We start from the raw sequence: 12,516 nt of genomic DNA on the forward strand, positions 1-12,516 counted from the left end.
CGTAATATGGTATAATTTTTAGGTGTTCATGCGCCTATAGCTCAGGGGATAGAGCGCCGGTCTCCGGAACCGGGTGCGCAGGTTCGATTCCTGCTAGGCGCACCAATAGCAAAAGGCTTCTCAAGATTTTGAGAGGCCTTTTTTGTATGTGTCCCTAGTTTTAAACGAGAAATTTTGCGTGAATTGTGAAAGTATCTAATAAAGGTAGCTTCATACTCCTTATATAGTTGGTATGATATAATGTCCTCAAAATTTACATTGTTATTTGATGTAGATATGGAGGTGTTTTTATGCTTTCAATACTTTTATTTTTATTAATTGTATTCTTAATTTACCTATTCATTAAACAATATAACTTGTTGCAAAACTTGTCTGGAGAAATCAGAGAGACTCGTACTAATATTATGGTTTTCTATGAGAAAAAGGTGTCTATCATAAATGGATTTATTAATCTTGTAAATGAGCTAGATGATTATGAAAAATTAACTTCCTTAAAATTGTCCAATACCTTTATAGAGATGGCTCGTGAAACATCCAAAGCGGTAGAAATTATTACTGCCTTAGTAAATCAATTTCCGGATTTGAAGGCCCATACTCAATATGCTGAATTCCAAGAATCTCTTAGAGAAAATGACACACTAATCTCAGATAAGCGTGAAGTTTATAACTATCAAGTGAAACAATACAACTGTACTTTGGCACAAATTCCAATGGTATTTGCTGCATCATTATTGGGCTTTAAAGAAGCGCCGTTTTTTGAGCCAAATAGAGAAGGTGCGTTTTCTGAGTTCAGTGGTGCTGATTCTAAAGCTATTAAAGACCTAGCTAAAAAAGGTTGCAATAAATTAAAGGAAACTACTGAAAAAGTTAGTGAGACCTTACAAAAGAAAGAACAAGAGGCACAAGCTAAGCGAGAAGAACGGATCAAACAAGAGCGCGAAGCTGCTTCTAATAATGAAAATGTAACGCCTGAAGAAAACACTGACCAAGAAGTACCAAAAGCTGAGGATACTTCTGAATCAGAAGCATCAAAAACTGTTGATAGTTCTACAGCTGTAGAGAAGCAAGAAGAAAAATAGTTATATAGAATAGATGTTTACAAGCAGATAGAATTTAATTCTGTTAGTAATAAAATATGAGATAAAAAAAACTCCACTTTTTTGAGTGGAGTTTTTCCGTATATGACGTATGAACGTATTTTTGCTACTGAGTTAGTTTTAGATATGGATAATTCGTTTATTGATGTGAAATTATATATTTAATAATATCGAAATAACATAATAAATGTGATTTGGGTAACACATTTTGTTTTGAGAATGATGTACAATAAGAATAGCTATATGGAAATCTGAACATCCTAGCCGGAACACTAGGACATATAGGGGAGCGTTAAATTACATAGTGAATTTAACTAAGTGAAAATTACTTATATATGTATCTATAACTCATCCATTTGAGGATGTAGCTATTTAGAGGGGATAATATGACAAATAAAATACAGGAGCTCACGGTCAACGAAACTTGGCGCGATGAGCAAGACGCATGGAACCATCGTTCCGAGTACTTTGTAGAAATGCACAATCGCGAGGATCGCAAGGCACAGGTCACTGATTTTTTAGCCTTCTTAAAGGATGAAAATTTATTACCTTCATCGAATGGTCGTACACTTGATGTAGGCTGTGGTGTTTGTGACTACGCACTTGGGTTAGCTCGGGAAGGCTATAAGGCGACTGGTATCGATTTATCTGATGGTATGATTCGCGGTGCTAAACAATTGGCAGAGTCAGAAGGTTTAGATCTTAGCTTATATATTGGACCTTGGTCTGATGAAACTCGTCGAGAATTAGGTTGGGATAAAAGCTTTGACTTGGCATATAGTATCTTCTGCCCGATTATGTTTGATGTAGAAAATATTCGCGCCATGCACGATGCAAGTAATGATAAATGTTTATGGATTGCATTTAGCGAACGGAGCGACGAAATGGTAGATATGTTATCTGAACATTTCTTTGGACGTGATTCTTTTCCATGGGATGGTAAGATGAAAGAGTGTTTAGATACTATCCATGAGATGGGGCATAATGTAAAAGTAATTTATAAAACGGTTCCTGAAACAGAGGTTATGTCTCTTGAAAAGGCAGTTAATTATTTTACCATGCGACTTCATAATAATGGATGGGGAGACATGGAAGACATGAAAGAAGAGATTAGAAATCTCATTGAGCCACTAGCTATTGATGGAGAAATCCATAATAAGACTGTTGATAAGGTGGCTTGGGTTTCATGGTCTGTGAAATAGGAGAGAAACATGACAGTTGATGAGAAACGTAAGTTAGAACTAAAAACTATGTACCAGATTATTGGCATCTATTGTCATAATAAGCACCACACTCCTAAAGGACAACTCTGTGAGGAGTGTCAAAAAGTTTGGCAATATGCTGAACATCGTATAGATGTATGTCCTCATATGGAAAGCAAGACCTTCTGCAGCGTATGTAAAACGCATTGCTATGCGCCTACGTATCGTGAAAAAATACGTGAAATCATGCGCTATGGTGGACCTAGAATGTTATTTATATCACCAATTCAAGTTATTCGCCATATGTATTTAGAGTGGAAGGATAGAAAAAGGAGTCGTACTTCTTATGAAAACTGATATGATTGTAAAGACAGGAATGTTTGTAGCATTGACGGTTTTACTATCTTATATATTTGCTATTCATACTACATTTATACATATTACCTTTGGATTTTTATCAACCGCTATATTTGGTATTCTTTATGGGCCTATGGCAGCAGGTATAATGGCTGCTATTGCCTGTTTTATAGGTATGTCTTTATTTGGACAAGGAGTATTCTTTCCCGGCTTTATCATATCTGAATTTCTTGTAGGCTATGTGTATGGGTATTTTTTACACGGACGTAATGTTACATTTAAACAATTACTTTTACCGGAGACGATTGTTACTGTATGTATACATCTAATATTAAATACAATATGGCTCACAATATTTTATAACAAAGCAGTATCTGCTATATTTATTGGACGTCTTATTAAAAATATCATTTGTTTCCCTTTAGAAATTGCATTGATTTTAATTGTGTATAAGGCAGTCAGTAAGTTTATGGTACAAAAAAAGCCATAATCTTACAGTATACTAAAATGCACCCCTAACATTAGATTATATGTTAGGGGTGCATTATTATTTGTAAATATAGCGTTTTACGCGAGTGCTTTGTCCAATACAGTTTTGATTAAAGATTTTGTTTGGGCATAGCTTTCACCAGGTTGTGCCTCGTATTGTTTGTCGAGGTCGAACCATAAGTTCGGATAGTATTCATATGGGTGAGTTTTGAAGAGCTCATGAGCATCTTGATCTTCAACCCAGTTGATATGAATATCTGCGTATGCAGGATTTTCTGCAACGAGTTCATCGATAGCACGGAATGCATTAGCGCAATAAGGGCAACCGTTTAAATGGAAACCTAATATTTCTTTCATGATATTCAGTCCTTTCAAAATAGAATCTACATATATTTCTATAATTTGAGATTTTATACATATTCATGTACCACAACATATGGTACACTACTGAGTATAACATATCTATATAAGATATTCAATTTTTTAGATATATCAGATGTGAATATTGAGAATTCGATATGCATGCATTATATAAATAAGGAGATACCTATGATTTCAGGCGCACAGTATCTGGTAAAAGCCCTTCAAGAGGAGCAGGTAGAGTTTTTGTTTAACTATCCTGGGGCGGCTACTATTGATATCATGGATGAATTATATAAGCAAGATAAGGTAAAAGTGATTTTGCCTCGTCATGAGCAAGCATTGGCCCATGCGGCAGATGGATATGCTCGTAGTACCGGTAAAGTAGGGGTTTGTATGGTAACCTCTGGACCTGGTGCTACAAATCTTGTGACTGGTATTGCTACGGCTTATTCTGATAGTGTACCTCTCGTTTGTATTACAGGCCAAGTTGACTTGGGGCTCATGGGTAATGATGCATTCCAAGAAGTAGATACTGTTGGCATTGTACGCAATGTTTGTAAATATGCCGTTACTGTTCGCGACCGTAAAGATTTAGGGCGTATTTTGAAAGAGGCCTTTTACATTGCTCGCACAGGTCGTCCAGGACCTGTTGTAGTAGATATTCCTAAGAATATCCAAAAGGCTATGGGCTCTGATGAGTATCCTACAGAGGTTAATATTCGCGGTTACAAACCAAATACTACTGTTCACGTAGGTCAAGTTAAAAAGGCCTGCTCTATTATTAGTAAAGCTAAAAGGCCTCTATTCCTATTAGGTGGTGGGGTAAGTATTAGTGGTGCTAACGACCTTATGGTGGAGTTGGTTGAAAAAACAGGGATTCCTGTAGTAACAACATTGATGGGGAAAGGTGCTATTGATAGCCGTCATCCATTGTATCTTGGTAATGTAGGGATTCATGGTGGCTATGCGCCTAATGTAGCCATAACTGATTGTGACGTGATGATTTCTATTGGTACGCGCTTTAATGATCGTATTACTGGTAAACTAAGTACCTTTGCACAAAATTGTAAGATTATCCATATTGATGTAGATGCGGCGTCTATTTCTAAAAATATTAAGGTTGATATTCCAATCGTAGCAGATGCTAAATTGGCTATAGAAAAAATCTTAGAATATATTGAACCTCACGATCTTGGCGACTGGCCAAAACAATTACAGCAACTTAAGGCAGAGCGCCCTGTCACTCAAGCTGACGAAGAGGGGTTAACACCTCAAACTGTTATCGAGTACATCAATCATCATTATGAACATCCTATCGTTACAACCGATGTGGGTCAAAATCAATTGTGGACTACCCAGTTCCTTGATGTGAAAGGTCAATATCAAATGTTGACGTCTGGTGGCTTAGGGACTATGGGCTATGGTTTCCCTGCTGCATTAGGGGCGCAAATGGGAAATCCAGATAAGCGTGTATTTGCCATCTGTGGTGATGGTGGCGTGCAAATGAATATCCAAGAGTTTGCCACTGCTATGCACTACCGCTTGCCTGTAACGCTTATTGTATTAAACAATGGATTCCTTGGTAATGTACGTCAATGGCAACAATTATTCTACGATAAACGTTACGCTTGTACGAACTTGATGATGGATGAAAGTGCCATTGTTACGCGAGACATAATCGACAATGATGAGTTTGAATATGTACCAGATTTTGTGAAATTGGCAGAAGCTTATGGCGCAAAGGCAATGCGTATTACAAAGGTAGAGGACATCGAAAAAGGATTCCAATTGGCGGATACTTTCAAAGATGGCCCTACATTACTTGAGTTTATTATTCCAACAGAACTCAATGTGTTGCCAATGGTACCAGCAGGTAAGTCTTTAAGTGATATGTTGTTGAAGGATAAAAAATAGGAGGGGCTATGGAAGTACATATGAAAAAACGCTGTATTTCAGCGTATGTAGAAAACCAAATCGGTGTACTAGCTAAGATTTCAGGCCTCTTCGCAGGCAAAAATTATAATCTTGATACATTGACTGTAGGGGAAACTGAGGATTCTACCATGTCTCGTATGACGATTGATCTTACTTGTGACGATTTGACATATGAACAAATTATTAAACAGCTTAATCGCAGTGTAGAGGTGATTAAGGTTATCGACTTTACGGACATGCCGATTACGAAAAAAGAATTACTATTTATCAAGGTCAATAGCTGTAAAGAAGCGGATAAACAAGAAATTTTCCGCATTGCCCAAACCTTTGATCTATTAGTTGTGGATTATAATCGTAAATCTGTACTAGTACAATGTGTAAAGACCGTATCTAAAAATAATGACATGATTGCCTTATTTAAAGATATGTTCGTCAATCGCATTGAAGTTGTACGCGGTGGTAGCGTAGCTATCGAAGCATTATCTACACCTGATAGATAAGGTGTGTACTCTAGCACTTTAAAAGCGATTTAGGTCTATTCAAATATATTATACATGTATTTGAATAGACCTATTTTTTGTGGCTTAAAGCGTGTACAACTTAATATGATATAATATGTATATCGAGCATTATTGATATAGAGACCTTGGTTGTATGCCAAAGTCTTTTTATATAGGAGGTACTATGAGCTTATTAGATGATATTTTAGCCCATAATCGAGAATATGTAGAAGATCAAAATACAGGTTATGTAGATACAGATACAAAGTGTAGTAAAATGCCTAGTCGTGAAATGGCAATTGTTACATGTATGGATACACGTCTTGTTAACTTCTTAGAAGATTCCATGGATATTGGGCGCGGTGAAGCGAAAATCGTAAAGACAGCAGGTAACTGTATTACAGGTCCTTTTGATGGCGTTGTACGTAGTTTACTTGTTTGTATTTATGAGCTAGGCGTTAACGAAATCTTTATCATTGGTCATCACGAATGTGGTATGGCAAAAACTACGGCAAAAGATTTAACAGAAAAAATGTTAGCTCGTGGTATTGCACCAGAAGCGATTCATATGGTCCGTAAAGAAATGGAACGCTGGGCTGATGGCTTTACACATCCTGCTGAAAATGTAGAGGATACAGTAGACGAATTGCGTATGAATCCTTTGATTCCTAAAGATGTTCCTATTCACGGTCTTATCTTCCATCCTAGAACGGGTGAAATCGAAGTCATTGTTAATGGCTATACACAAATGAAACAATATTACGAAAAGAATTAGAATTATATGAACAAAAAAAGATTAATTATATCCGTACTGACCATTATTGCCTTGGTCTGTGCTGTTGTAGGTGGATATGTCTATAAGGATGCCATACAGAGTCGTATAGCTAGAACTGCTGCTGTTGTAAGTGGACAAGAAATTAAGCCACTCCTCGATTCTGAAAGTCGTTATATTAGGCAAATTGTAGCTCAAGATAACAGCACGAGTCGTACTATTATGTGGCAATCAGATAGCAGTGAAGCTGATGCGGTAATAGAGTATCGTCTTGTTGGATCCGATACGACTCAAACGATAAGAGCTACAGACAAAGCTTTTACCGATGACGGTAGTACTACCTATATCCATGAGGGGACATTAACTGGTTTGGCGCCTAATACTAAATACGAATATCGAGTTGGTTATGGTAGTGATCGCCGTAGTGATTGGTACTCCCTGGAAACGGCTGGCGCCAGTGTGTATGATGTTCTTATCTATCCAGACTCTCAGTCGGGGGATTATTCTCAGTGGGAAGAGATTGTAAAGGACTCAGCACATCGTAACCCTAGGACAGCCTTGTATATTAGCATGGGTGACCTTGTAGATAATGGAGAGCATGCCTATCAATGGCGCACTTGGTTAAATTCCATTAGACCGTTGAGTGCTAATGTGCCGTTAGCAACGACATTAGGCAATCACGAGATGTATACATTAGATTGGAAAATGCGCGAGCCTTATGCGTATTTGAATTATTTCGCAGTACCGCCTAATGGGAATGAAATTTTTAATCGTCGTTATTATTCCTATGACTTCGGTGATGTGCATTACGTTGTATTAGATACAATGTTATATGAAAGCAATCATGAGGATAATCATGATATGCATCATCCTGATTTATACGATGTAGAGGTTCAATGGTTACGCCAAGATCTTGCAGCTAATACGAAAAAATGGACTGTCGTTCTTATGCATCGAGATCCATTCCAATATGCCTTTGACCGACCAGGTGCAAGTCGAGATGTTGGTTTCGATGACGAGGGTGTATTATTTATGCCTATCTTCGATGAATTTAATGTGGACTTAGTTTTATCTGCTCATTTACATACATATCGCAACCGCGGTCATGTGCGAAACTTTGATCGAGCCCCATCTGGTCCATTATATATTCTTACAGGAATAGCAGGTGATGCACGACGTCCTAAGTGGAAGCAACATCCATTAGATGTATATGTAGCACCTCAGCCTGAAACGAATAATTATATGTCTATGACAGTTACACCGAATAAGCTGATTGTAAAATCATTTTTACCTGATGGTACTCAACTCGACGAATCAGTCATTGAAAAATAAGAAAAAGACACCTTTTTTGGAAGGTGTCTTTTTTTTTGTCTATTTTTCTCTAATCAAAGGTTGCAAGAATCTATGAGTAAAATTGATTTACAATATAACAAATAAAAATACAGTGTATTTGTATAAATACTTGCTAATTATGGTAGGTAGTATTATAATACGTGTATAGATTATAAAAATACACAAAATATGTATAAAATATACATATCGTGTATAAAGGAGATAGCCTAATGAATGTTTTACAAGATTTAATTAAGAAATATGCCTCCCAATATAAAGAACAAGTTGTGGAATGGCGCCGACATATTCATAGCCATCCAGAGTTATCTGGTGAAGAGAAACATACATCTTTATTTATTCAAAAGGTGCTTGGTGAACTAGGAATTCCCTTTGTAAACGATATTTCTGATTATGCTGTTATCGGTAAGATAGAAGGTGCTCATACAGGCCCTGTTATTGCATTGCGTGCCGATATGGATGCATTACCCATACATGAAATAACAGGCTTGCCCTTTGCTTCACAAAATGAAGGCGTTATGCATGCTTGTGGTCATGATAGCCACATGGCAATCTTGCTTGGTGCAGCAGCGATTTTACAGTCTATTAAAGATCAATTGCACGGCACTGTAAAACTTGTATTCCAGCCTTCCGAAGAGGAAGCATTATTCCCAGGAGCACAAGGTATTGTAGATAGCGGTATCCTTGATGACGTAGATGAAATATATGGACTTCATGTATGGCCACAATTACCCGTTGGCACTGTAGGTCTAAAAAAAGGTAATTTGATGGCTGCATCAGATCACTTCCTTGTACATATTAAGGGCAAATCAACCCATGGTGCGGAGCCTCACAATGGGATTGATGCTATTGTAGCCGCAGCGAACTGGATTGTAAATGTGGAGTCTATGGTAGCTCGTGAAACGAATCCTATGGAAAATCTTGTATGTACCATAGGTGTTATAAATGGCGGTGATCGATACAATGTAGGCTGTGGCGATGTATATCTAGAAGGTACATGTCGTACCTATGAACCAGAGAAACGTGATTATATTGAGCGACGATTAGGTGAAAGTTTACAGGCCCTCGATGTGATGTTTAAAACGGAAAGCACTTTGGATTATAAAAGGGGACATGGTGCAACTATCAATAATCCAGAGGCCATTGATTATGCCACATCCATTGTAGAGAAATATCTTGGTAAAGACGCAGTGGTACATCCTGAGTTCCCATCTATGGCAGCAGAAGACTTCTCCGCCTATCTTCATAAAATCAAAGGTGCGTTCCTTTGGTTAGGCACTGGCTTTGAAGGCAATCCGGCCTTACATAATGAGGCTTTCACCATCGATGAAAGCATCCTCGAACCTAGTATAACAATGATGGCAGCTATTGCCGCCGAATATTTACAAGAAAAGTAGTTAAACACATAGTTTGAAATAAGAGGTTATCATGAAAAGTTTACAACATACATCATTTAAAACAATGCTTCAATATACACCAGAGGAAATTAAATACTTTTTAGATTTAGCAGCTAAATTAAAAGCAGATAAAAAAGCGGGTAAGGAAATTAAAACATTAGAAGGTAAAAACTTTGTTCTAATTTTTGAAAAAGACTCAACGCGGACCCGCTGTGCTTTTGAGGTAGGGGCAGCTGACCAAGGTGCTTTTACAACATATCTTGGTCCTACAGGTTCTCAAATGAATAAGAAAGAATCCTTAAAGGACACGGCTCGTGTTCTCGGTTCCATGTATGATGCCATCGAGTTTAGAGGCTTTGACCAAAAGGACGTAGATACATTGGAGGAATACTCTGGTGTGCCAGTTTGGAATGGGCTTACCGATATGGATCATCCTACACAAACATTAGCCAATTTCTTAACACTTCAAGAAAATATCGACAAACCGTTGAATGAAATTTCTTTTGCCTATGTAGGTCATGGTCAATCTAATATGTGCAATGCTTTGATGAGTGGTGCCGTTAAAATGGGGATGGATTTCAGACTTATTGGTCCTAAACAATACTGGCCAGCTGGTCCATTCTACGAAGAGTGCTTAAAGGTGGCTAAAGAAACAGGTGCTACTATCACTTGTACAGATGATGTAGCTGAAGGTGTTAAAGGCTTAGATGTCATTTACACTGGTGTGTGGGTAACGATGGGCGATACTTACGATATGTGGGAGGAACGTATCAATACATTTAAACCGTTCCAAGTAAATGCAGAAATGATGGCATTAACTGGTAATCCCAATACTAAGTTCTGTCACTGTTTACCTGCGTTCCACAACACAGAAACACAAGTAGGTAAAGATATTTATGAACGGTTTGGCATGGATGGCATTGAGGTAACCGAAGAGGTATTCGAAGGTCCAAACTCATTGGCGTTCCAAGAAGCAGAAAATCGTCTCCACACGATTAAGGCAGTTATGGTTGCTACCTTTGGAAATTATCCATTGAAATAAGTTCATCTTCCTAAATGGTGATGTATGGTATCGTTTGTTTTCTATTTATATTGGATAAAGGGCTATATAAATAGGTGTGAGTCACCAATAGGTGAGAATTGAGGTTTATTATGACACCCCATAGAGTATTTATTGTCGGTCATGAAGGCACAACGGGTCTTAGAATTCATGAACGATTATCCGATCGAAAAGATATAGAACTCTTAGCGACTGCTGATGAGGATCGCAAAAATGTAGAGGCCATTAAAGTGGTTGCAAAAAAGGCAGACATCGTATTTCTTTGTTTACCTGATGCGGCATCTAAAGATATTATGGCGGTTATCGGTGACTTGCCGTGCAAGGTAATCGATACATCTACTGCTTTTAGAACTGATTCTGATTGGGCCTATGGTTTCCCAGAGCTTGGTACTAATTATAAGACAGCTATTGCTACTAAAAAACATATTGCAAATCCTGGCTGTCATGCAAGTGGTATGATAGCTTGCATAGCACCTCTTGTAAAAGAAGGGCTCGTGCCAGCGGATTATCCTTTCACTATTACATCCTTAACAGGCTATAGCGGTGGTGGTAAGAAGATGATTGGCCAATATGAAAGTAGTCCTAAGGACTATTTCCTTTATGCGCCTCGTCAATATGGGCTTGGCCAAGAACATAAACATTTACCCGAAGTACAACATGTATGCGGCCTTAGTGAAGCTCCAATTTTTATGCCAATTGTTGATGATTACTACTCTGGAATGGAGGTTACCGTAGGTATTCATAGTCGTTTATGTCATAAACCTGTTTGTATTGATAAGGTACAACAAACGTTAGAATACTTTTACAAAGATAGTACAATCGTTACGGTTGCACCATTTACTGAAAATAGCAATAGCGGTATGTTAAACGCTAATCAATTGAGCAATACGGACAGTATGAAAATCTATGTCACTGGTAACGATGAACGCATCATGGTTCACGCCATTTTCGATAATTTAGGTAAAGGTGCATCGGGTGCCGCCGTTCAATGTATGAATATTGCATTGGGGTTACCAGAGGATACTGGTTTAGTATTAGGTTAGAGAGGAATCTATGAAGAATGTAACAAATGCAATGCGGGCGCATATCTTAACGGCGGCCGTTCCATATATAAAACAATACACAGACCAGTACGTTGTCGTTAAATACGGTGGCAATGCCATGGTGGATGAAGAGTTAAAGAAATCTGTCATGAAGGATTTACTATTACTTCAATTAGTGGGGGTAAAAGTAGTCCTCGTTCATGGTGGTGGTCCAGCTATTAATAGTACCTTAGAGGCGATGCAAATTGAATCACATTTTGCTAATGGATTACGCGTTACCGATGAAGCAACGATGGATGTTGTACAAATGGTGCTAGCCGGCAAGGTGAATAAAGGGCTCGTGGCGGATTTAACGGATCTTGGTGGCAAAGCTGTTGGCCTTTGTGGTGTAGATGGCAACATGATTCAAGTTCATAAACAAAACGAAGAACTTGGTTATGTAGGTTATATTGATACCATTGATACGAGTATTATCCATGACGTAATTAGCCGTGGCTATATTCCGGTTATTTCTTCTATCGGCATGGGAGCCGATGGCAAGACATATAATATTAATGCTGATACGGTAGCCGCGAAAATTGCGGGCGCTCTCAAGGCGGAAACCATGGTGGCTATGACTAATATTGATGGTGTACTGCGAGATGTGCATGATCCAGATTCTTTAATTTCTAAAATTACAATGGCCGAGGCAGCTCAGTTAAAAGCGGATGGCGTCATTGCAGGCGGTATGATTCCAAAGGTAGATTGCTGCTTAGAGGCCATAGAAGCAGGGGCACAAAAGGTATTCATCATTAATGGTGAAATTCCACATGCCATTCTTATCGAGTTATTAACCGATGAAGGCCTTGGTACAATGTTTGTTGCTTAATATAGTAAACATAATACTGGTAATCATCTATTGGGTATCTTTTACATAGATAGACGACGGCATGACCGTACATTTGGAGGATA

The 12,516-nt window shown here is 38.1% G+C and carries 13 protein-coding genes and 1 tRNA gene; 13 read left to right on the forward strand and 1 reads right to left on the reverse strand.

Annotation, left to right across the window (positions count from 1 at the left end; all coding sequences use genetic code 11):
* Window positions 1–30: 30 nt before the first annotated feature.
* From E7L28_RS00285 to E7L28_RS00305, 5 genes are all read left to right on the forward strand, one after another.
* Window positions 31–105: transfer RNA gene (locus E7L28_RS00285), tRNA-Arg, on the forward strand.
* A gap of 185 nt (window positions 106–290) precedes the next feature.
* The gene (locus E7L28_RS00290) at window positions 291–1,079 is read left to right on the forward strand and encodes a LemA family protein (protein ID WP_316711353.1); all 789 of its coding nucleotides are present in this window, start codon (window positions 291–293) and stop codon (window positions 1,077–1,079) included.
* 404 nt (window positions 1,080–1,483) lie between these two features.
* Window positions 1,484–2,299 (forward strand): class I SAM-dependent methyltransferase, encoded by an 816-nt coding sequence (locus E7L28_RS00295; RefSeq protein ID WP_215675417.1) that lies wholly within the window; start codon window positions 1,484–1,486, stop codon window positions 2,297–2,299.
* A 9-nt stretch (window positions 2,300–2,308) separates the two neighbouring features.
* Window positions 2,309–2,656 carry a nitrous oxide-stimulated promoter family protein gene (locus E7L28_RS00300; protein ID WP_004696632.1) on the forward strand — a complete coding sequence of 116 codons (348 nt, stop codon included), beginning with the start codon at window positions 2,309–2,311 and terminating at the stop codon, window positions 2,654–2,656.
* Window positions 2,646–3,146 (forward strand): folate family ECF transporter S component, encoded by a 501-nt coding sequence (locus E7L28_RS00305; RefSeq protein ID WP_004696629.1) that lies wholly within the window; start codon window positions 2,646–2,648, stop codon window positions 3,144–3,146. The genes E7L28_RS00300 and E7L28_RS00305 overlap by 11 nt, the downstream gene beginning before the upstream one ends.
* A 77-nt stretch (window positions 3,147–3,223) precedes the next feature.
* Here the strand turns inward: E7L28_RS00305 and E7L28_RS00310 are convergent, their stop codons facing one another.
* Window positions 3,224–3,502, reverse strand: coding sequence for a hypothetical protein (locus E7L28_RS00310; protein WP_004696628.1), 279 nt, complete (start codon window positions 3,500–3,502; stop codon window positions 3,224–3,226).
* Window positions 3,503–3,694: 192 nt separating this feature from the next.
* On the opposite strand from E7L28_RS00310, the gene ilvB reads away from it, so the two are divergent.
* The 8 genes from ilvB (at window position 3,695) to argB (ending at window position 12,433) form a co-directional block, all read left to right on the forward strand.
* The gene (gene ilvB / locus E7L28_RS00315) at window positions 3,695–5,422 is read left to right on the forward strand and encodes a biosynthetic-type acetolactate synthase large subunit (RefSeq protein ID WP_316711354.1); all 1,728 of its coding nucleotides are present in this window, start codon (window positions 3,695–3,697) and stop codon (window positions 5,420–5,422) included.
* Between the two features lie 8 nt (window positions 5,423–5,430).
* The gene (gene ilvN / locus E7L28_RS00320; protein ID WP_004696622.1) at window positions 5,431–5,943 is read left to right on the forward strand and encodes an acetolactate synthase small subunit; all 513 of its coding nucleotides are present in this window, start codon (window positions 5,431–5,433) and stop codon (window positions 5,941–5,943) included.
* A 184-nt stretch (window positions 5,944–6,127) separates the two neighbouring features.
* A complete protein-coding gene (locus tag E7L28_RS00325; RefSeq protein ID WP_012864653.1) occupies window positions 6,128–6,718 on the forward strand; it encodes a beta-class carbonic anhydrase in 591 nt (196 codons plus the stop codon).
* A gap of 6 nt (window positions 6,719–6,724) precedes the next feature.
* Complete coding sequence (locus tag E7L28_RS00330; protein WP_278606786.1) at window positions 6,725–8,047, forward strand: purple acid phosphatase family protein; 1,323 nt, start codon at window positions 6,725–6,727, stop codon at window positions 8,045–8,047.
* Between the two features lie 230 nt (window positions 8,048–8,277).
* Window positions 8,278–9,462, forward strand: a complete 1,185-nt coding sequence (locus tag E7L28_RS00335; RefSeq protein ID WP_316711355.1) for a M20 metallopeptidase family protein — start codon at window positions 8,278–8,280, stop codon at window positions 9,460–9,462.
* Between the two features lie 31 nt (window positions 9,463–9,493).
* On the forward strand, window positions 9,494–10,504 hold the full coding sequence (gene argF, locus E7L28_RS00340) for an ornithine carbamoyltransferase (RefSeq protein ID WP_004696611.1): 1,011 nt from the start codon (window positions 9,494–9,496) through the stop codon (window positions 10,502–10,504).
* A 110-nt stretch (window positions 10,505–10,614) separates the two neighbouring features.
* A complete protein-coding gene (gene argC, locus E7L28_RS00345) occupies window positions 10,615–11,565 on the forward strand; it encodes an N-acetyl-gamma-glutamyl-phosphate reductase (protein ID WP_118091691.1) in 951 nt (316 codons plus the stop codon).
* A 10-nt stretch (window positions 11,566–11,575) separates the two neighbouring features.
* Entirely contained in the window at window positions 11,576–12,433 is an 858-nt protein-coding gene (gene argB, locus E7L28_RS00350; protein WP_004696608.1) for an acetylglutamate kinase, read from the forward strand.
* The last annotated feature ends 83 nt before the right edge of the window (window positions 12,434–12,516 follow it).

It is taken from the genome of Veillonella parvula, from assembly GCF_032575955.1.
GTDB lineage: Bacteria > Bacillota > Negativicutes > Veillonellales > Veillonellaceae > Veillonella > Veillonella parvula_J.